Below are 20,852 nucleotides of genomic sequence, written 5' to 3' on the forward strand. Positions count from 1 at the left end.
CTCACACGACCAGGACCGGGCAGTCGGCAGTGCCCGTAACCTTGTGGCTGACCGAGCCCAGCAGATAGCTTTCGGTCGCGCCGAGCCCGCGCGAACCGAGGACGATCAGGTCGCAGGCCTTGTCATTCGCCATGGCGACGATGGTCCGGGCGGGCTGCCCGGCCTTGATGAAGGCGCTCACATGCTCCACCCCGGCATCCTTGGCATGACTCTTGGCGAAATCGGCGGCCTCGCGCGCGGCGCTGCGCATCGTCTCGTCCAGGTTGCTGCCCGGCTCGGAACTGCCGCGCACCATGGAAAGCGACGCCTCCAGCATCGAATGATGGCGATAGACCGTCACGATGATCAGATGCGCCTTGCACAGCTTGGCCAGCTCGGTCGCCTTGATCAGTGCCCGCTCGGCCCCGATCGAGCCGTCGTAGGGAACCAGTATCCGTTCGAACATCGCGGCCTCCCTCTAGTATCCAAAGGCCAGATCGCGCAGGAACAGCGCTATCTGCGGGAAAAAGATCAGCAGCACCGCGACCGACAACAGCATCAGGATGAAGGGCGGTGTGCCGCGGATCACCTCGACATAGGGCCGCTTGAAGATCGCGATGGCGGTAAAGATATCACAACCGAATGGCGGTGTCGCGCTGCCGATGGCGACCTGCAGAGTGATGATCGTGCCGACCAGCACCGGGTCGAGGCCGACCGATTTCACCACCGGCGCGAAGATCGGCACGAAGATCAGGATCACCACGATCGGATCGACGAACATGCAGCCGATGAAGAAGGCGATCGAAATGGTGAAAAGCACGCCATATTGCCCCATCTGGTCGATCCCGATGGCGCCAAGGATCTGCTGCGGGATCTGGGCAAAGCTGATGACATAGGAAAACGCCGCCCCCGCCCCGACAAGGATGAACACCACGGCGGTGATCAGCCCGGTCGATTTCGCCGTGGCATAAAGCGTCTTCAGGTCCATTTCCCGGAACACCACCATTTCCAGGAGCAGCGCGTATAGCACACAGGCCGCGGCCGCCTCGGTCGGCGAGAAGATACCGCCATAGATGCCACCGATGACGATGGCGGGAAACCCTAGTGGCCACAGAGCGCGTTGGAACGCCCGCCCACGCTCGGCCCAGGTTGCCTTGGGTTCGGTCGGGACGTTGTTCCTGATAGCGTAGATATAGGAATAGATCGAGAACAGCACCAGGATCAGCAGTCCCGGCCCGATCCCCGCGATGAACAGTTCCGCGATCGAGGTGCCCGAGACGACGCCATAGATGATCATGCCGATGGACGGAGGGATCAGAAAGGCGATGTCGGAGGAATTCACGATCAGCGCGAGGATGAAGCTGTCGTTATACCCCGCCTTCAGCATCCTCGGGCGCAGCGGACCACCGACGGCGACCACGGTGGCCTGGGTCGAGCCGGAAACCGCGCCGAACATGGTGCAGGCGCCGGCCGTGGCCACTGCAAGCCCGCCTTTCAGGTGACCGACAAAGGCCATCACCAGATCGATCAGCCGGGTCGCGGACTGCCCGCGCGTCATGATATCGGCGGCGAAGATGAACATCGGCACGGCGATCAGGCTGGCGGGGCGAATCCCGGCCATGATCTGCTGCACCATGGTATCAAGCTGTGAGAACCCTCCAAAAATGCCGATGAAGCCGATCAGCGATCCTGCTATCAGCGGGATCATCATCGGGAAACCCAGCAGCAAGAGGACGATCATCGTTCCGAAAATAGCCCAGACCATGGCTCAGACCTCCTCTTCGCGGCTATCGTCATAGCCTTCCAACGTGCTGGTCGACAGCCAGATATCCTTGTCGAGGACATTCTTGATCGCGGTCAGCGCGTATTGCAGCCCGGTCAGGAAAAAGCCCAGGGGCGCCCAAACGATGATCCACCATTGCGGGATACTGAGCGCCGGCAGAACCCGTCCGCGCGATGCCTGGGACAACACATAGTCCAGCGAATACCATGTCAGCAGGAACATCGCCGCCGCCGTGATGACGGCAATGACGACCATCATCACCTTGCGCAGCGTAAAGCTCAGCGCATCGAAAAATGCCGACATGCGGATATGCCGACCGTGCCGTGCCGCATAGGAAATGCCCGCGAAAGTTATCAGGATGATAAGCGCCTGATTGAGTTCCTCGGAAAAATAAAACGTGTGGCCAATAACCCTGCCGACCACATTGGCCATGGTGTTGATGGCCATCAGCAGAACGCCCACGGCCAGCAGTATCGCCTCGAGCCGGGCTATGCCGGCATCAATCACGCCGAGGAAGCCGGGCAATCCCGATACATATTTGGAATCGTCGATATCGTCATCATCAGCCGACACGGTTCTGGCGGACGCGACAATGTCGGGATCAGGCTCCGGGGCGTGCTTGTCGTCAAGCGTCATGGCCGCTGCCTCTCATCGAAAAAATCACTGGTAAACCGGCCGAAGGCTCCGGCCAGTTCGCAAATCAGGTTTTCAAACGACTCAGTTGCCGGTTTCCTCGGCAGCCTCGCCTTCTTTTGCAGTTTCGCCTTCACCTGCGGCCTCCATTGCGGCTTCATCCGCAGCGGCCTCGCCCTCGGCCGTCGAGCCCTCTTGCGCCGCAGCCTCGCCGCCACCCTCGGCAACCGCCGCGAGATCGGCCTTCATCTGGTCCAGGATTTCCTGCGCCTGATCACCGCCAATTTTGAGAAACTCTTCCTCAACCGCCGCGGCTGTCGCCTTGAAGGGCTCGCGCTGTTCCTCTGTCAGCGTGGTGATCGTCATCGACGGCTTGGCTTCCTTGATCTTGGCAAGGGATTCCTCGGTCAGGCCGGTCTGATATTCGACGATATAGTCGAAAGCCGCGTCGATGGCGTTGCGGATGACCTCCTTGTCCTCGTCGGGCAGACCGTCAAAGAACTCCTTGTTGGCCATCACCGCCGTGGTGAAGTTGTTATGTCCGGCGCGGGTGATATGGTCGGTCACCTCGTACATCTTGGTGGACTCGATGAAGAAGGCCGGGTTTTCCTGGCCCTGGATAATCCCGGTCTGCAGCGCGCCATAAACCTCGCCCCAGGGCAGCGGCGTCGGTGTCGCGCCGAATGCCTGATAGCTGGAAACCAGCAGCGGATTGGTCATGACCCTGAACTTGACCTCGTTCAGATCCTCGGGCGACGCGACCGCTTCCGTGGTGGTCATCATGACCTCGCCCTCGGGGAACATGGTCAGCAGTTCCAACCCCTGATTGGCATAAAGCGGCGGGAAAAGTTCCTTGATCGTCTTGGACGTACGGAAGAATTCGACCAGTTGCTCCTGGTCGGCAGGCAACAGGTAGGGCACGAAAAACACCTGCGCCTCGGGGATCAGCGCACCGGTGAAGCCGGGCGACTGGTCGACGAATTGCAGGACGCCGGACTGCGCCTGCTCCATGATATCGGCCGATTCTCCCAATGTACCAAAGGGGAAAAGCTGGATTTCATGATCGGAATTGGCCTCGACCTCCTCCTTGAATTTCTGGGCAAATTTGCCCTGAACCTCTTCCAGCGCTTCCTCGAAAGCATAACGCCAAGTTTCGGCCATCGCGCCGCTCGCGCCAAGAAGCAGGGCCGCGATGCTGGCTGCGGTGATGGATTTATAGGTCATTTTACCTCCTGTTTGTGGGGCTTTGTGACGCAGTGCGTCCTCGGCCTCCGGGTTGCAGGATTCGGGTCGTTCTACCCGATCTGGCTGAGCCCGAGAGTTCTGCGCAACAAGATTTCAAGTCAATTCATATATTAAATCATGACAATTTGCCGGGTGAGTGTCAAACCGGCTCCGGGCCGGCACCAGGCCAAACCCCGTTTGAGTCAGGCAGGAGCGCCGAAATAACGGTTAACGCGTGTTCAAGATCGCGGCTGCTTGCGCCACCCAGACAGACGCGCAGGGCCGGCGCATAGTCGGTCACGGCGAATCCCGAACCCGGCGCCAGCGCCACGTCCCGGGCCAGTGCGGCGCGAATCAGCCCATGCTCCTCGGTGCCCGGAGGCAGCGGCAGCCAACGGTGCAGCCCGTGCGGAAACCCCTTGCTCCGCCCGGCCAGCAATCGCTGCGCCAACCGGTTCCGCGCAGCCAATTCGCTCCGTTGCGCGGCCAGCAGCCTGTCCGCCACACCGGTTGCAACCCAATCAGCGGCGATCTCGGCAATCATCGGGGTCGCCATCCACGACAACGACAGATGCCGGTTCAGCACGCGCTCTGCCAGATATTCGGGCATGGCGAGAAAACCAAGGCGCAGCCCCGGCGACAGGCATTTCGACAATCCGGTGAAATAGAGGCTGCGTTCGGGGGCGAAACTCGACACAGGCGGCGGCCTGCGCGGTGCCACCGGCCCCAGCACATCACTTTCGATGATGACCAGCCCGCTCTCGCTCGCGGCAATGGCCAGTTCCTCGCGCCGTTCGCGGTCCACGATTCGTGCGAAGGGCCCCGCCCCGGATGGCAGAAGAAACACAGCCCTGAGCTTGCTTCCCGGAGCACGCGCCGCAGCGGCGAGCGCCTCGGGGCACATCCCGCGTTCATCCCCGGGTATCCCGCGCATGCGCAGGTGAAGATGGCGAAGCGTAGGCTTCAGCGTATGGCAGGTGGAGCTTTCGGTGGCGATCTCGTCGCCGGGCTGCGCCACGCTCATCAGCGCGACCATCTGGGCCGGAGTGCAGCCATTGGTGATCAGGATGCGCTGCGCCGGAACCACCATGCCGCAACGCGCCAGCCAGCCCGCCGCCATCCCACCGTAAAGCGACATGGTCTGGCGGGGTCGGAATGAATGGATAACCGGATCTGGCAGGTTGCCGGCGATACGCTGCATCGAGTCCCGCCAGGCCTGGGCGATCCCCGGCAGGCATACCGGGGTCATCATCGACAGGTCGATGGGCGGCCGGTCGGTCGCGGCGCGGAACCACGGCACCTCGACCGTCTCGCGCGGGCCGGATTTGACGAAACTCCCGCGCCCCACCTCGCCCGAGATCAGATCGGCGCGGATCAGTTCCTCATAGGCGCGGCTGACGGTCTGCACCGACAGCCCCAGGCGCCACGCCAGATCGCGATGCGGCGGCAAACGGTCGCCGGGACGCAGGCTGCCCGAATCGATCGCGGCAGCAATCCCCTGCGCCAGACTGCGATAGGCGGGGCGGCTGATATCATCCCGGGTGAGCGGCCAATGCGACATTGGGCCAGATTCTCCAAGCCGGGGCCACTTGTCCAGATTGACATTCGCAGGCGCCGGAGAAACAAGCGGATCATGACCCCGCTGCGCCTCGATGATCGTGACATTGCCATTCTCGCGACGCTCTCGCGCGAGGGGCGTATCGCCAAGACGGAACTGGCCGCCCGCGTGAACCTGTCGCCGACCCCTTGCTGGGAGCGGATGAAACGGTTGGAAAAGGCCGGGCTGATCCGCGGCTACCGCGCCGAGATCGACCTGTCGGGGCTTGGCCCGCATGTGCAGGTCTTCGTCACGGTCGAGCTTGAAAGCCACCGCGCCGAGAGTTTCCAGATATTCGAGCGCACCGTTGCGCGAGTCGACGAAATCACCGGCTGCTGGGCCATCGGCGGCGGCTATGATTACCTGATGCAGGTGATCACCAGCGATGTGGCAGCCTTTCAGGCGCTGATGGACGGGCTGCTGGAGAGCCGCGCCGGAATGCGGCGCTATTTCAGCTATATCGTCACCAAGCCGGTCAAGGATATGCCTCCGGCGTTGGGCCTGTTGGGGCAGTAGGACGGAGGGCGGACCGGCAGGAACCGCGCGCCCTCGACCCCACATCCGCTAGCTACCGGTTCCGCTAGCGGCGGAGAAAACTCCGGGCCACGCCACCATGAACAGAGGATTCCTCTGCCCGCCCCCGCCCCGATTGGTGAAATCGTCTGCCCTCCGGCCGTCATACTCCCGTCGAGCAAGGAGGTGCGCAATGCTTGACGATCTGTCTTCCCGGCTGGCCGATCGGATAACCGATCCCGACCTGCTGCCCGGTCGCGGAGATTTCTGCGGCGAAGGCCGTTTGGCCGTTCGCGATCCGGCGACGGGTGAACTCGTCGCCCAGGTGGCGATCAGCGATGCGACCGGCGCCCGCGCCGCCGTCGATGCGGCCCAGACCACCTTCCCCGGCTGGTCTGCAATGCTACCCCAGGACCGCGCCGGGATCCTGCATCGCTGGCACGATCTGATCATGGAGGCGAAAGAGGACCTGTCCCGGATCATGGTCGCCGAACAGGGCAAGCCGATCAGCGAGGCGCGGGGCGAGATCGACTACGCAGCCAGCTTCGTGCAATTCTATGCCGAAGAGGCGCTGCGCCCGAATATCGAAGGCGTCACCAGCCACCTGCCCGATGCCGAGATGGAGCTGTGGCGCGAACCCGTGGGCGTGGCCGCGCTGATCACGCCTTGGAATTTCCCCTGCGCGATGATCACCCGTAAGGCCGCCGCCGCACTTGGCGCGGGCTGCACGGTGGTCATTCACCCATCGGCGGAAACGCCTCTATCAGCACTCGCATTGGCGGAACTGGCGCGGCGCGCCGGTTTTCCCGATGGCGTCATCAACACGATCATAGGCGATGCCGCCAGCATCGTCGGCGAATGGACGGCGGATGCCCGTGTCCGCGCCCTGTCCTTCACCGGCTCGACCGAGATCGGGCGGCTGCTCTATCGCCAATCCGCCGATACTGTGAAGCGGCTGGTGATGGAGCTTGGCGGCCATGCCCCCTTCATCGTCTTCAAGGGCGCCGATCTGGACCGCGCCGTGGCCGAAGGCATCAAGGCGAAATTCGCCACGTCCGGGCAGGACTGCCTTGGCGCGAACCGTTTCTATATCGAGCGGCCGATCTATGACGAGTTCTGCAAGCGTTTTACCGAGGCCGTCGGAAAGCTGACCATCGGCAAGGGCATGCAGGATCCCGATATCGGCCCGCTGATCCATGACCGCGCCGTGGACAAGCAGATCGCCCATGTCGAGGACGCGATCTCCAAGGGTGCCCGGCTGCTGACCGGCGGCGAGGTGGCCAGGGATCTGGGCCCGCTGTTCTTCTGTCCTACCGTCCTGGCGGATGTTCCGGACGAGGCGGCGATCATGTCCGAGGAAACCTTCGGCCCGGTCGCGGCGCTGTCACCCTTCGACGACGAGGCCGAGGTGATCGCGCGCGCCAATGCCACCGAATACGGGCTGGTCGCCTATGTCCACAGCCATGATCCGCGTCGCATCTATCGCATGACGCGGGCGCTGCAATACGGCATGGTCGCGGTGAACCGCACCAAGGTGACGGGCGCGCCGATCCCTTTCGGGGGAATGAAACAATCCGGGATTGGTCGCGAGGGCGCCCGGCAGGGCCTCGAGGCCTTTACCGAGATCAAGTATATCTGCCGCGATTGGGGATGAAAGGAGCTTAAGACATGCTGACGAACGATAAACTGGCCGAATGGGACCGCGAGAGCTTTTTCCATCCCTCGACCCATCTGGCGCAATTCGCGCGTGGAGAGGCCGCGCAGCGCATCGTGACCGGGGGCGAAGGCGTATTCATCCAGGACCGCGACGGCACCCGGCTGCTGGACGGTTTCGCGGGGCTTTACTGCGTGAATGTCGGCTATGGCCGCAAGGAGATCGCCGAGGCCATCGCCGATCAGGCACGCGAACTGTCCTATTACCACGCCTATGCGGGCCACGGCTCTGAAGCGTCGATCACGCTGGCCAAGATGGTGATGGACCGCGCGCCCAAGGGCATGGCGCGGGTCTATTTCGGGCTTGGCGGCTCGGATGCGAACGAGACCAATATCAAGCTGGTCTGGTATTACAACAATATCCTCGGCCGTCCCGAGAAGAAGAAGATCATCTCGCGCTGGCGGGGCTATCACGGGTCGGGGCTGATGACCGGATCGCTGACCGGGCTGGAGCTGTTCCACAAGAAATTCGACCTGCCGCTGGCGCAGGTGATCCATACCGAGGCGCCCTACTACTATCGACGCCCCCAGCTGGACATGTCCGAGGCCGATTTCGTGGCCCATTGCGTCGAGCAACTGGAAGCACTGATCGCCCGCGAAGGCGCGGATACCATCGCCGCCTTCATCGGCGAGCCGGTGCTGGGCACAGGCGGCATTGTCCCGCCCCCTGCCGGTTACTGGCCGGCGATCCAGAAAGTGCTGGACCGTCACGACATCCTGCTGATCTCGGACGAGGTGGTGACAGGTTTTGGCCGCCTTGGCACCATGTTCGGCTCGGATCATTACGGGATGAAGCCGGATCTGATCACCTCGGCCAAGGGGTTGACCTCGGCCTATGCGCCGCTGTCGGCCAGTATCGTCGGGCAGCGGATGTGGGATGTGCTGATGCAGGGCACCGACGAGAACGGCGTGATCGGACATGGCTGGACCTATTCCGCCCATCCCATCGGCGCGGCGGCTGGCATCGCCAATCTGAAGCTGATCGACGAGTTGGGGCTGGTGAAGAATGCGGGCGAGACCGGCAACTACTTCTGGCAGACCATGCGCGAGGCCCTGGGCGATCATCCCAATGTCGGCGAGGTTCGTGGCGAGGGCATGCTTTGCGCGGTCGAACTGGTCGCCGAAAAGGAGAAGCGGCAATTCTTCGATGCGTCCGAGGGCAAGGGGGCAAAGGTCGTGGCGGCGATGCTCAAGCGCGGCGTGATCGCCCGGGCCATGCCGCAGGGCGATATTCTGGGCTTTGCCCCGCCGCTTTGCCTGACCCGTGCCGAGGCAGACCAGATCGTGTCGGTCACCAGGGACTCGGTTGCCGAGGTGTTGGGCTGAGTTTTCCTGAAGCATTTCCAGCGGGAATGGATGCCGGTCCCGCTTCCGGAAATGTACAGGAACAAAAACCTGCGGGGCTCTGTCCCGTCGCGCCAGCCACGCGACTCCCCAAGATATTTGGGCAAAGAGGAAGGGAGGGTATCGCCTCCCTTCCCGTCACTTGCGGGGTTTGCCGTTGAAAGTATCCAGCCAGCGGCTAAAGCGGCCGCGTATCTCGGCGGTTTCGGTGCTCACGCGGTCGGTTGCATCATCCCATCTGTCATCGACGGACTGAATCGCCGGGTCGATCGTGCGTTGCCGGAACTGCGCCCACATGCGCCAAGCCAGCAGAAGCAGCAGGAAGAGCACGCCGAGGATGATCATGGCGGGCCAGTTGCGGGGGCGCTCGTCGGGGCCGGACAGCGTGTCGATGGCGATGGCGTTCGGATAGGCGGTCAGCCACGGAATCCGCCAGCCATAGGCGGTGATACTGACCCATTGCGGATTGCCAGCGCCGGATTTCAGGTTGGTCGCCTCGGAATGCAGATTGGCGCTGTCATATTTGAGATAGGGCGGCCAGATCCAGCCGGTATCCTCATTGCGATAGACAAAGACCTTGCCATTCGGGCGAACCGTATCGATGAAGCGCACATCGCGCTGGCCCGAGGCGTTCTCGACCGTGCCGGTATCTTCCGAAGCATAGAAGATGGCATTGGACGAAGTGACAGAGGTCAGCCGGTTATAGGTGTTGGTGATCCGCACCGTGTTCTTGGATGGCAGCGCGTAGTCGAGGAACAAAAAGACCGCGACCCCGAACAGCACTCCGATGACAACCTTGACGTAATACATGCGGTGGCTCCTACTGCCAGTTTACCCAATAGACGATCCCCATGATCGCCAGGGTCGGGATGATGAAAACCGCCCAGGTCAGCCGGACCTTCAGCGATCTTTCGAACCCGACCATCGACTTGCGGACAAATTCGTCCCGCGCCGGATTGTCTCCTGCCCAGTCGGGATGACGTTCGTCCCAGATCCGCTCCAGCTTTTCATAGCGGAGTGAGCGGATATAGATGCGCAGCAGAACAAAGAACAGCGCCTCGACCGCCAGAACGATCACGATCAGGCGGAAAAACTTGATCACCCCGCCCCTCCCGAAGCGCGCCCCCAGGGGCCGGCCACTCCTTTCGAGAGGCTGACACGCGGAACGCCCCATGGGTTGGCGGAGGCCGGGGCGGGTTCCGGTTCCGCCATATCGGGTTCGGGACCGAACAACGCCTCGCGCGTGCCCTGCTTGTCCATGGCATATTCGCGCGCCAGCATATTCACGACATAGGCGCGCTTGGTATCCGGCCAGTCCTGATAGAGACGATAGAAAAGCGGTTTATGGGTGATGAACATCTGCCGCACATCATGCGGGGCAAGTTCGGACAGCAGCCGGTTGACCAGATCCCGCGCCGGTCCCCCGCTCCCCCGAAGGGCATAGAAATACGCCGGATCGCCGCTATCGATCACTGGCCAGTCACCACCCTGTTCGGCATAGCGCTGCAACGCCGACAGGCCCCTGATCTCAGCAGGCAAATCCTCTCCCATACGGGAGGCGGCGCGTCGCAGGTCCGCCCTTGTGCCACCGCCGGTGTCGAGGCCAAGCCGGATCGCGGCATCCGCAAGAATAAAATCGATCTTCTGACGCAGAATCGCCGCGGCGTCACTGCCGCGCGCATTGATGATCGGCTCGGCCAGGGCATTCCGCGCCAACCAGGCGGCCAGCACATGACGGTCCGAGATCGTCAGCACCAGAAACCCCTTTACCTCGATCTCCTGCGCCGGATCGGCAAAGATCACCGCCGGCTCCTGCGCGGAACGGATGACATAGACGCCACCAAAACGCCCGGTCCAGAAATCCGGCACCTCGAAATCCGTGTGATCGAGCCGGATCGGGTGGCGCAGCACATCACCCGATCTCTTCGCCTGTCCGATCATCCGGGCGATCAGGACATCGTTCCACCAGGCATCCGGATCGGAACGGAATTGCTCGATCATCGCGGTCAGCTTGTCGGCCTCGGCCACGTGGTTGCCGGTGGTATCGGCACTGACCCGGAGGCGGCGGATATCCGGCAGATCGGCAGGGCTTTGCAGCTGCCAGATCTGGTCATCAATCTCGCCGATGACGGCATCGCGGGCGGTCAGGCTGAAAAGCTGGCTCTCGTTATCGGTGATGAACCGGCGCAACACCTCGCGGAGAACCGACAGGTCGGCATTCAACATCGGCGCGGTCTTCTGCTCGGTCGTGAGCAGGATGAAATGACGATTACCCCCTTTCGGCGCCAGGTAGTCCATATCGCCAAGCTCGTCCCCGATCTCGGGCGAATGTCCGGAAATGTCGATATGGAACTCTGTCAGGGCGGTCTCCCGCCCGATCAGCTTTTTCAATGCGCGGTTATACAGGCCTGTCCAGGCCGCCGAATCCACCCGGATCAGGTTGCCGAACATCAGGCCCTTCTCGATGAGGCGTTTCATGTCTTGCAGCCTCTTATCACATCAGGATTCCCCCGCGAAACGCCGCTTGGCCTCGGCCATCCGCTCCATCCCGCGAACGGTTTCCTCGATGGCAGCCTCGTCCGCGCTGTCGGAATAGCGCCATTCGCTATCGGCATAGCGGTTGATTTCCTGAACCACCATCTCTGTCGTGATCGGCTGGCGCAAGGCCTCGATCATCTCCAGCTTGCGTGCATAGGGCTGGTGCAGGAAGGGTTCGGGCGTCTCGAACCATTCGTCGGGCATGTCGAAATCCATCGCGCGGGCCTTGACGGCATCGGTGATGTTCTTGACCGCGCGGCCGGTGAAACGCGGCTCGGCCAGGGCGATGGCATGCAGGTAACTGCCCAATTCGGCCAGTGTCTCCAGCTTGCCGAAATCGCGGCTCACCTCGTCGAAGACGCGCGCCAGCCCCGCCTCGGCCGGGCGGGAATGGCCGGCATAGCTATCCGCCACGGCCTTTTGCATCGCCTGCGCCCGCATCAGATCGTGATCGCCCACCGGGATCTGATGGCGCTTGCCCAGCAACAGGGCGAGAATGTCGATATAATCGTCCCGCGTTACCGGTCCATCGATCAGGAACCGGGCTGCGGCACGCTGGCGCAGGGCATCGTCGATATTCTCGGCATGGTTGCTGAACATCCCGAAGGTGCAATTGCCGCGCACCACCGTGGAGGCACCGGCGAAAGCCTCCATCAGCACGGCGGTGATTTCCTGCTGACCCGACGAGGATTGCCGGTCACCGCGCTTGCCCGCGATCTGGTCGATATCGTCGATCGTGCCGAAACCGATCGCCTTGGGGTCGATCACCGCGTCGATGAAGGCACGGGCATTCTGGCCGGATTTGCCCTGATAGCTGTCGATATTGTCCACCGACAGGTTGCGATAGCGGAAAGGATAGCCCGCAACCGTGCAGTAATCATTGATCATCCCGGCCATCATCTGGATCAGCGTGGTCTTGCCGGTGCCGGGACGGCCATCGCCAAGGAAGGTAAAGACAAAGCCGCCCAGTTCCACGAAAGGATTGCTCATCCGCTCGAAATCATAGGCGACGATCATCCGCGCCAAGCGCATCGCCTGATGTTTGGCAATGGCGTTGCCGATCACCTCCTCGGGTTTCTTGAAGGCCATGGTCAGGGCCGGGCCGCGGGATTTCGTGGCGGGAGCGAAGCCCGCTATGGGAAGATCATCCGCCTCGACGCGCCAGCTTGCGCCGGTAAATGCGCCGATGCGCGCCGCAGTCTCCCCCCGGGAGGCGGTGGCGGAGGACAGCGCCTCGGCCCAGCCCAGCACGGTGGCGATCAGGGTTTCGTCATCGTTTGCGTGGCGCGCGAGGTTCTGATCCAGTTCCCATAGGGCACCTTGCAGGGCGGCCAGCGGGTTGTCGGTCAACACCTCGTCGCTGGTGATGCCCTCGATGCTATGGGAACCGGCATGCTCAGCCAGCAGGAAAGCCGCCGCATTGGCCATGACCGACAGCGCCGCCAGCGATTCGACCGCCAGCAACTCGGCGAATTCGCGGTGCCGGTCGGCGGGAAGCCGGCTTTCCAGATTGGTGCGTTTCAATTCGGCCGCCCCCGACCGCGCCGCCACCTCGTCGGCCACGGCAAGCGCGATGGCGATGGCACGGCGCAGGGCGCGGGCTACGGTCGCGGCGGCGGGGGTCGGCAATTCATCCCCACCGGCATCCTCGATCCGCTGAAGCAACTGGGTCCCTTCCGCCCGCGCCGTGGAGCGCCCCGCCAGCCCTGGCGTGGTCGAGCGGAAGCGGCGGGTCGTGCGTATGCCCGGAGACCGCTCCACCGGTGCAGCGGGGGCGGATTTGCCAAGACGCGGTGCATGCTCAAACCCGGTCAGCAGCGACAGGGCCTGGGGATAATGAGCCCGGATCTCGGCCTCGGGCAGTTCCATTTCGTTACGCGCGTCCATTCAATCTTCTCTCAACCAATGTCTGCCTGAACATGTCAGCCATGCGTGTCAGCGATATCCGGCCACCCGGCCATTCGGTCCCGGCACGTATTTGCGAATCTCGCGGAAGCCCGCCGGGTCCAGCGCCGCCAGCGCCTGATAGGGCCGCTGCGGCAGGATCAGTGCACGGGTGGCACTGCTCGCCCCCTGCCCTGCACCATGGGTGTCCAACGGATCGAGGTGAAAGACCTGTCGCTCGACCACGCTGAAGAAACCGCTGGATTCGACCGTCGCACCCTTGGCCCGCAAATCCTCGACCGTCATCGCCATCGCCCAATCCTCGCCGGTCGGAGCGCCCGCGTTCTCCAGCACCTGCCGGATCGGCCCTTCCTGCACGGTGAAACTGTGCGAATAGACCGGGCCAAGCACGATCCGGCGCAGCCGATGCGGATGTAGCCGGTCGAAATCGTGATCGAAGCCCTGAGCGATGGTCAGCAATTGCAGCGAGGTGACCGATTGCGCCAGCAGATGCGCCCGCACTTCGGGCCAGCGCTTGGCATCCTCGATCAGCGGGTGGCGGCCGGTATCGTCCACCTCCATCAGATACAGCACCGGCACGTTGAGCTGGCTGTCATAGACCGCCCAATGCAAGAGCCAGCGCCGCCTCCCCCCTTCCTGCCCCGACAGCCAGAAACCCTGCGGATGCATCTGCGGCCAGAACAGCCCGCCCTTGGCAAGCGCCTCGTAATACAGCCGCTGCGACATGGCGTATTGCAGCCGGGTCGGGATCGACAATTCGCCGACGATCTCACGGATCATCCGGTCCTTGATGAGCTGCGTATCGGCTGTGCGGGCCAGTTCCTCGCCTGCCTGTGCGGCATCGGCGGCGGTCTGTGCGATCTCGGACCAGACCGGCAGGCCGGATTCATGGATGTCGATGGTGACATGCTGCCGGAGCGGCCCGTCTATCCGGTTCGAGATCAGGTATTTCATCGACAACGCGTCGATGCTGGCCTTTAGCGCCGAAAGATACCCGCCGATGACATCCGTCTCGATCCGGTTGAACAGCCGGTCACGAACCATCTCGGCCAGCGCCGCGGGCAGCACGGTGGCGATGCGGCGCGTCTGGTCGAAAAAGGCGCGCGCGCTTGCCTCGTCATCAAGGCGGCGGTGGTCGGCGTCAAGATTGTCCGTTTCGGCCATCAAGATCCTTCCCGCTCTCATCAACATGAAGCCACCAGTGCCAGAACCCCGATCCGGGGCCCGTTACCATCATATCCCGGCTACTTTTTAGAAGCTGCGACTGGCTCAAACCATTTAACCAAAGCCAGCGATGAATCGGACGAATACAGCCCACGAATACTATCGATAGAATACCCGCAAACGCGACAAGACCGGAAATCACATATAGCGGTCGATAAAGCAGATAGGGAATGATCTCTTCCCCCCATTTTTGGAGGATGTAGTTAACCACTCCCCCAGCAAGGATCATCAGCGTTCCCCAGAGAAATGCCCGCCTCGTTCGTTGCTGGAAGGTCATCAACCACCATACAGGTTGCTGTCATGCTTCTCGACGATCTGGGCGAAGCGGCGGGCAAAGCGTTCGTCGGCCCTGGCCTTTTCCTCCAGCACCTTGCGGGCGAAGACCATGTGGTCGCCATGGGCCTCCAGCATATCGGCCATGCGGTCATTGGTGGCGGTGCCGATGGCGGCCATGGCGGCCTGCGCCTCCTGGTCGGTCTTGACGCCGATCTCGTTGATGCGGTGCGCCACGTCCTGCTGCTGCGCGGTCTTGAGCGACTTGGTCAGAGCGTCATACAGCACCACACGCTGGCGCGTATCCGTCTGCAGCTTGTTGATCAGCACCATCTGCGTCGCCGCCTGGTTCTGCAGCGAATCCACCCAGGTCTTGCCCGCCTCGATATAACGCTCCAGCGTCTGCGACTTGGCCAGCGCGACCTGCTCTTCCTGCACCAGCGCGTTGTGATCCTTGTTGGCATTGGCCAGCTCGGTCTCGTAGCCGGTCCGCTCCGAGGCGTCGGTGGTCGAAGCGACCTTGTTTTCCAGCTCGATCAGCTTGGGATCCATCGCCGCGATCCGCTCGCGCAGGTTTTCCAGCGTCGCGACCACCTCTTCGCGCTCGGTCAGGGTCTGACCCAGATTCGCCTCGACCTTGTCCTTCTGCTCGTTCAGCAGCGCCAGTTGTCCCTCCAGCAGCCGGGTGATCATGTCGGATTTCGAGATCAGGTCCTGAAGCTTGTCGTCGATACTGGCGGCACGCAGACGTTCCTGCCGCATCGCCTCGGATTTGCCGCTGGCAAAGATGCCCACGAATTTCTCCCACCCGGTCTTGCTGCGAAGCTCGTCGAAATCCCTGGAGAATCCCGAGGTCACATCGTCAAGCCCCATGATCAGCTCCGCGATATTGGCATTCATCGCATCGGTATGGGCGTGAACATCCGCGAGCGTGGCATTGGCCACATCCAGCGGCAGGTCCTCCACCTCCGCCTTGGCGGTGGCGCGGTCCAGAACCCTGGACATCTCAGCGATCTTGCCCTGCGCCTCTGCCACCTGTTTCTGGCTGTCGGTAATCTGCTGTTCCAGCGATGCCATCCCAAACCTCCTAATCCAACTCGAGGGGATCTTAGGCCATCAGCCGCCATGCGCAAGTCCGGGATGGGCAAAGAGTGAACGATCCATATTGCCACCGGTTGACCATGCGCCTAGCCTGACCCGCATGAGTCACCTGAAAGATGCCATAGACGAGCGCCGCGACCAGCTGATCACGCTGACGCAGGACCTGATCCGCATTCCGACGCTGAACCCGCCGGGACGCCATTACCGCGACATCTGCGAATACCTGGAGGCGCGCATGTCCCCCCAGGGATGGCGCTGCGAACTGGTGCGCGCCCATGGCTCCCCCGGCGATTGCGAGGAATTCCCCCGCTGGAACATCATCGCGCGGCGACAGGGCGCGAGGCCTGGCGACTGCGTGCATTTCAACAGCCATCACGACGTGGTCGAGGTCGGCCATGGCTGGAGCCGCGATCCCTTCGGGGCGGAACTGGACGGCGACCGCATCTATGGCCGCGGCGCCTGCGACATGAAAGGCGGTCTGGCGGCCAGCATCATCGCAGCCGAGGCCTTTGTCGCCACCCATCCCGGCCATGCCGGCAGTATCGAGATCAGCGCCACCGCGGACGAGGAATCCGGAGGCTATGGCGGTGTCGCCCATCTGGCCGGACAGGGCGCCTTCGCCCATGTCGATCACGTCATCATCCCCGAGCCGCTGCACAAGGACCGGATTTGCCTTGGCCATCGCGGCGTCTGGTGGGCCGAGATCGAGACCCATGGCCGCATCGCCCATGGCTCGATGCCCTTCCTGGGCGATTGCGCCGTCCGCCACATGGGCGCCGTGCTGGCCGAAATGGAGGCCGCGTTATGGCCCCTGCTGGCCGGGAAACACACCGAGATGCCGGTGATCCCGGAAGGCGCCCGGTCCTCGACGCTGAACATCAACTCGATCCATGGCGGCGCAGTGGAACAGGCGGCGGACTATACCGGGTTGCCCGCCCCCTGCGTGCCCGACCGCTGCCGCATCGTGATCGACCGCCGTTTCCTGATCGAAGAGGATCTGGCCGAGGTCAAGGCCGAGATCGCCGCGCTCATGGAAAGGGTCAAGGCACAACGGCCCAGTTTCCGCTACGAGATCCGCGATCTTTTCGAGGTCATCCCCTCGATGACCGACAAGGAAGCCCCGGTGGTGCGCACGACCGCCGCCGCAATCCGGGATGTCCTGGGGCGCGAGGCCGGTTATGTCGTCAGCCCCGGCACATACGACCAGAAGCATATCGACCGGATCGGCAAGCTGAAGAACTGCATCGCCTATGGACCGGGCGTGCTGGACCTGGCACATCAGCCGGATGAATGGATCGGCGTGCAGGACATGTCCGACAGCGCCAAGGTCATGGCGCTGGTGCTGGAGGATCTGCTGACAGGGTCTTAGGTGCCCGATATGCCGGGGGACCTCTCCTCCGGCCCAAGACAGGTTGCATCTGGCTGAACCCATCAGGCCCGGCACGCCGCTTCTTCTTTGCCCCAATACCTCCGGGGGAGTCGCGCGGCACGCGCGGCGGGGGCAGGCAGCCCCCTCTCTACCGTGGAAACGGGGAATCAGTCCCGCTTGACCGTCTCGATATCCGGGGCGTCCACGGCCTTCATGCCGACGACGTGATAGCCGGCATCGACGTGATGCGTCTCACCCGTCACGCCCGCTCCCAGATCAGACAGCAGATACAGTGCCGAATTGCCGACATCCTCCTGGCTGACATTGCGGCGCAGGGGCGAGTTCAGCTCGTTCCATTTCATGATATAGCGGAAATCGCCGATCCCCGAGGCCGCGAGCGTCTTGATCGGCCCGGCCGAGATCGCGTTGACACGGATACCGTCCTTGCCGAAATCCTCGGCGAGATAGCGGACGCTGGCCTCCAACGCAGCCTTGGCCACCCCCATCACGTTGTAATGCGGCATGACCCGCTCGGCACCGTAATAGGTCAGCGTCAGCATGCTGCCCCCGTCCGGCATCATCGCTGCGGCACGCCGGGCGACGGCGGTGAAGGAATAGACCGAGATATCCATGGTCATCAGGAAATTCTCGCGCGTCGTCTCGGCATAGCGGCCGCGCAACTGCTCCTTGTCGGAAAAGCCGATCGCGTGGACCAGGAAATCCAGCTTGCCCCATTCCTTGTCCAGCCGCTCGAACAGGGCGTCGATGGAAGCACCCTCGCCGACATCGCATGGCAGCACCAACGTCGAGCCCAGCTGCGCCGCAAGGGGATCGACCCGCTTCTTCAGCGCCTCGCCCTGGTAGGAGAAGGCAAGCTCGGCTCCCGCGCCGCCCAATGCCCGGGCAATCCCCCATGCGATTGATTTGTCATTGGCCAGACCCATGATCAGGCCCCGTTTTCCGGCCATCAGCCCGCTTGCATGTTCGCTTGACATGAGGCGTTCCTCGCGGTTTCAAATTGCTTTCCGTGCTTAGGCCAAAGGTCTGGCAGCATCAAGCGCAAGGAGGCGAAGATGGGCGATCGTGAAGGAATCTTTGCCGGGGATGACCCGTTTGCCATAATTCGCAGATGGCTGGCCGAAGCCGAGGCCAGTGAACCCAACGATCCGAACGCCATCGCGCTTGCGACGGCCGATGCAGATGGGCTGCCCGACGTCCGCATGGTCCTGTTGAAGGATATCGACGGCGAGGGACTGGACGGCTCCTTCGTTTTCTACACCAATTACGAAAGCGCCAAGGGCCGGCAGCTTGCCGCGAACAGCAAGGCCGCCTTCGTCATGCACTGGAAATCGTTGCGCCGCCAGATACGGGTGCGCGGGACAGTCACACGTGAAGACGGGCCACAAGCCGATGCCTATTATGCCAGCCGTGCGCTGCAAAGCAGGTTGGGGGCATGGGCCTCGGCCCAGTCCCGGCCCCTCGACAGCCGCGCCAGCCTGATGGCCGAGGCGGCGAAACAAGGCCTCAGGCACGGCACGAATCCGTCCCGCCCGCCTTTCTGGGGAGGTTTCCGTATGTTCCCCAGCCAGATCGAATTCTGGGCGGATGGAGCCTTCCGCCTGCATGACCGTTTTTGCTGGCACAGGCAAGAAACCGCTTGGACAATCACCAGATTGTCGCCCTAAGCTTGACCGGAAAGGCGTAAGAGCGAAATATGAAGGGCGGTTTTCTGCCGAAAGGTGCAGAAACGTGGCTTCGGGACCGGGAACTGGCTGACCCCGGGGCCGTGGTTTGTAATTCATACATGTTGCACGCAATTGGTAGCCGTGCGACAATCCCGCTTAAGTCGCGGAAACGGTGCAAAATATGAAGACGGACGATATGGAGAATATGGTAGTTTCCGGCTTGGTCAAATGGTTCGATCCGGCAAAGGGATATGGTTTTATTCTGAATGATGCCGGTGGTGCCGACATCCTTTTACACGCCAATGTGCTTCGCAATTTCGGACGCAGTTCCGTGGCAGATCATTCGCGCGTCGTGGTTCAGGTCCAGTCGACCACCCGCGGCCTGCAAGCCGTGGAGATCCTAGAGGTTCACCCGCCAGAAGGCGACGGTAGCCCACCCATCGAAGATCTCGACGCCGACATCATTCGACAGCTTGACTCGCTGCCCCTGCAACCAGCGCGGGTGAAATGGTTCGACAAGGCGAAGGGCTTCGGCTTTGCCAATATCTTCGGTCACTCCGACGATGTGTTCATCCATATCGAGGTGCTGCGGCATTCGGGTTTTTCCGACCTGGTCCTGGGTGAGGCGATCGGACTACGCGTAGTCGAAGGCCCCCGGGGACTGATGGCCGCTCAGGTCACAAGCTGGGACAAGGCGATTCAACCCGCCAATGTCGAGCGTTTCCCCGATCCTGCACATAACACTGACAATGTGCGGGACTGGGTCTTGTCGCGTGCCGCGGAGTAGGACTGCCCTACGGCAATCGATAAGGGCCGGTATCGCCGCGCTGGCATTTTGTTCGCCAGCAGCGGCGGAGGCCGTCTTTGAGTGCACGGACAATCAGGCAGCGATCCTGACTCCGCGCGGGATCGTCGAATTCAAGATCGAGATCGCAGACAGCCCCGCAGAGCGGGAGCGGGGCTTGATGTATCGCGATGATCTGCCCGCAGGTAGCGGCATGCTGTTCGTCTATGACGCTCCGCGGCAGGTCTCGTTCTGGATGCGGAACACGTTCATCCCGCTCGACCTGATTTTCATGGATGAATCCGGGACGATTCGCCACATCCACCCGAATGCGCGCCCTATGGACGAAACACCGATCCCCGGCGCCACCATCGGGGATCCGCGCCCCGAACGGCAATTGATCCTCGAGATCGGCGGAGGCGAAGCCTCCCGTCTTGGATTGGCGCCCGGACAACCCATGGCAACCTCGCAACTTGATCAGGCCAAGGCGGCCTGGCCTTGCGGTTAAGGCATTCTCCGCAAAAGTGGCTGCCGGATCCACGTTCGAAGTCAGGGCCCTGTATTCCGGAAGTCGCGAAAAGCAGCACGGTATTCGATATTCGCGTAATTCGGACGAATATCCCGGCGCTATTGCCCTTCCCCCCGCCGGCCTGATCGGCTACAAGCGCGCTCGTCGGGGCGTAGCGCAGCCTGGTAGCGCGACGGTTTTGGGTACCGTAGGTCGTGAGTTCGAATCTCGCCGCCCCGACCACATTTCCGATAACAATTACAGCCACTTAATGTAGCGGATATTTCGACACGAAAGTCGTAGTTTACAGCACAGTTTACATTTTTGTTCCTGTTTTGGTGCACAGGATGCTGTTTTAGCAGCCGATTCCGCCTTACTCTGTAGTCTCCAGATCATCGCGCTGATCGAAGGGCTTCCATTCTTCTTCGACCCACTCCTCCGCTTTATGCCCGTGCCCTTCGTGTACGATGATCCGCACCGGGTCCTTGGTCTCTCGCGCCGGCTCTTGGCGCGCGCTATCTGTTTCCGCGAAAGGCCATCCTCCGACTAGAGTCAGATGGGGTATTCGGCTTGCGCTCCACTTCCAGCCTCGGTCTCCGGTAGGTGCTGCGCCTCGAGCTGATGATAGAACGTGGTCTGTGTGAAGCAGTCACAAGCATCAGGAAGGAAGCGCAGCATG

General features: G+C 62.3%; 20 protein-coding genes and 1 tRNA gene. 8 read left to right on the top strand and 13 right to left on the bottom strand.

Translation table 11 applies throughout. From position 1 onward, the window contains the following. Position 1: 1 nt before the first annotated feature. The 5 genes from C9E81_RS20860 to ehuR all read right to left on the bottom strand — a co-directional run bounded on the left by C9E81_RS20860 (position 2) and on the right by ehuR (position 5,180). Positions 2-445, bottom strand: coding sequence for a universal stress protein (locus C9E81_RS20860; RefSeq protein ID WP_122114297.1), 444 nt, complete (start codon positions 443-445; stop codon positions 2-4). Between the two features lie 12 nt (positions 446-457). Beyond that, positions 458-1,744, bottom strand: coding sequence for a TRAP transporter large permease (locus C9E81_RS20865; protein ID WP_122114298.1), 1,287 nt, complete (start codon positions 1,742-1,744; stop codon positions 458-460). 3 nt (positions 1,745-1,747) lie between these two features. Then, entirely contained in the window at positions 1,748-2,398 is a 651-nt protein-coding gene (locus C9E81_RS20870; RefSeq protein WP_122114299.1) for a TRAP transporter small permease, read from the bottom strand. Positions 2,399-2,479: 81 nt separating this feature from the next. Then, a complete protein-coding gene (locus C9E81_RS20875) occupies positions 2,480-3,619 on the bottom strand; it encodes a TRAP transporter substrate-binding protein (protein WP_122114300.1) in 1,140 nt (379 codons plus the stop codon). A 160-nt stretch (positions 3,620-3,779) separates the two neighbouring features. Further along, positions 3,780-5,180, bottom strand: coding sequence for a MocR-like ectoine utilization transcription factor EhuR (gene ehuR / locus C9E81_RS20880; protein WP_122114301.1), 1,401 nt, complete (start codon positions 5,178-5,180; stop codon positions 3,780-3,782). Between the two features lie 72 nt (positions 5,181-5,252). Between ehuR and C9E81_RS20885 the strand changes: the two genes are divergently transcribed. The 3 genes from C9E81_RS20885 to C9E81_RS20895 all read left to right on the top strand — a co-directional run bounded on the left by C9E81_RS20885 (position 5,253) and on the right by C9E81_RS20895 (position 8,768). Next, positions 5,253-5,732 (top strand): Lrp/AsnC family transcriptional regulator, encoded by a 480-nt coding sequence (locus C9E81_RS20885; protein WP_122114302.1) that lies wholly within the window; start codon positions 5,253-5,255, stop codon positions 5,730-5,732. Between the two features lie 190 nt (positions 5,733-5,922). Further along, a complete protein-coding gene (locus C9E81_RS20890; protein ID WP_122114303.1) occupies positions 5,923-7,383 on the top strand; it encodes an NAD-dependent succinate-semialdehyde dehydrogenase in 1,461 nt (486 codons plus the stop codon). 14 nt (positions 7,384-7,397) lie between these two features. Next, positions 7,398-8,768 (top strand): aspartate aminotransferase family protein, encoded by a 1,371-nt coding sequence (locus C9E81_RS20895; protein ID WP_122114304.1) that lies wholly within the window; start codon positions 7,398-7,400, stop codon positions 8,766-8,768. A 156-nt stretch (positions 8,769-8,924) separates the two neighbouring features. Here C9E81_RS20895 and C9E81_RS20900 read toward each other — a convergent pair whose 3' ends face one another. From C9E81_RS20900 to C9E81_RS20925, 7 genes are read right to left on the bottom strand one after another with little or no spacing between them, the layout of a single operon-like run. Beyond that, complete coding sequence (locus C9E81_RS20900) at positions 8,925-9,596, bottom strand: DUF1523 family protein (RefSeq protein ID WP_122114305.1); 672 nt, start codon at positions 9,594-9,596, stop codon at positions 8,925-8,927. A gap of 10 nt (positions 9,597-9,606) precedes the next feature. Continuing rightward, entirely contained in the window at positions 9,607-9,888 is a 282-nt protein-coding gene (locus C9E81_RS20905; RefSeq protein ID WP_122114306.1) for a hypothetical protein, read from the bottom strand. After that, positions 9,885-11,264 carry a DUF6638 family protein gene (locus C9E81_RS20910; protein WP_208021240.1) on the bottom strand — a complete coding sequence of 460 codons (1,380 nt, stop codon included), beginning with the start codon at positions 11,262-11,264 and terminating at the stop codon, positions 9,885-9,887. Before C9E81_RS20910 ends, C9E81_RS20905 begins: the two co-directional genes overlap by 4 nt. A gap of 21 nt (positions 11,265-11,285) precedes the next feature. Continuing rightward, entirely contained in the window at positions 11,286-13,211 is a 1,926-nt protein-coding gene (locus C9E81_RS20915; protein ID WP_122114307.1) for an AAA family ATPase, read from the bottom strand. A gap of 48 nt (positions 13,212-13,259) precedes the next feature. After that, complete coding sequence (locus C9E81_RS20920; RefSeq protein WP_122114308.1) at positions 13,260-14,393, bottom strand: hypothetical protein; 1,134 nt, start codon at positions 14,391-14,393, stop codon at positions 13,260-13,262. After that, positions 14,371-14,730, bottom strand: coding sequence for a hypothetical protein (locus C9E81_RS22785; RefSeq protein ID WP_147457640.1), 360 nt, complete (start codon positions 14,728-14,730; stop codon positions 14,371-14,373). Before C9E81_RS22785 ends, C9E81_RS20920 begins: the two co-directional genes overlap by 23 nt. Further along, positions 14,730-15,803: a hypothetical protein gene (locus C9E81_RS20925; protein WP_122114309.1), complete on the bottom strand. Its 1,074-nt coding sequence runs from the start codon at positions 15,801-15,803 to the stop codon at positions 14,730-14,732. The genes C9E81_RS22785 and C9E81_RS20925 overlap by 1 nt, the downstream gene beginning before the upstream one ends. A gap of 124 nt (positions 15,804-15,927) precedes the next feature. On the opposite strand from C9E81_RS20925, the gene C9E81_RS20930 reads away from it, so the two are divergent. Further along, positions 15,928-17,196, top strand: a complete 1,269-nt coding sequence (locus C9E81_RS20930) for an acetylornithine deacetylase/succinyl-diaminopimelate desuccinylase family protein (RefSeq protein ID WP_122114310.1) — start codon at positions 15,928-15,930, stop codon at positions 17,194-17,196. 167 nt (positions 17,197-17,363) lie between these two features. Here C9E81_RS20930 and fabI read toward each other — a convergent pair whose 3' ends face one another. Then, positions 17,364-18,191, bottom strand: coding sequence for an enoyl-ACP reductase FabI (gene fabI / locus C9E81_RS20935; protein WP_122114311.1), 828 nt, complete (start codon positions 18,189-18,191; stop codon positions 17,364-17,366). A gap of 78 nt (positions 18,192-18,269) precedes the next feature. On the opposite strand from fabI, the gene pdxH reads away from it, so the two are divergent. The 4 genes from pdxH to C9E81_RS20955 all read left to right on the top strand — a co-directional run bounded on the left by pdxH (position 18,270) and on the right by C9E81_RS20955 (position 20,416). Then, positions 18,270-18,881, top strand: a complete 612-nt coding sequence (pdxH, locus tag C9E81_RS20940) for a pyridoxamine 5'-phosphate oxidase (protein ID WP_122114312.1) — start codon at positions 18,270-18,272, stop codon at positions 18,879-18,881. A 181-nt stretch (positions 18,882-19,062) separates the two neighbouring features. Then, positions 19,063-19,668, top strand: a complete 606-nt coding sequence (locus tag C9E81_RS20945) for a cold-shock protein (protein ID WP_122114313.1) — start codon at positions 19,063-19,065, stop codon at positions 19,666-19,668. A 142-nt stretch (positions 19,669-19,810) separates the two neighbouring features. Continuing rightward, a complete protein-coding gene (locus C9E81_RS23445; protein WP_279432728.1) occupies positions 19,811-20,173 on the top strand; it encodes a DUF192 domain-containing protein in 363 nt (120 codons plus the stop codon). Between the two features lie 166 nt (positions 20,174-20,339). Further along, positions 20,340-20,416 (top strand) — tRNA-Pro (locus C9E81_RS20955). Positions 20,417-20,852 lie beyond the last annotated feature (436 nt).

Source organism: Paracoccus alkanivorans (genome assembly GCF_003697785.1).
Taxonomy (GTDB): domain Bacteria; phylum Pseudomonadota; class Alphaproteobacteria; order Rhodobacterales; family Rhodobacteraceae; genus Paracoccus; species Paracoccus alkanivorans.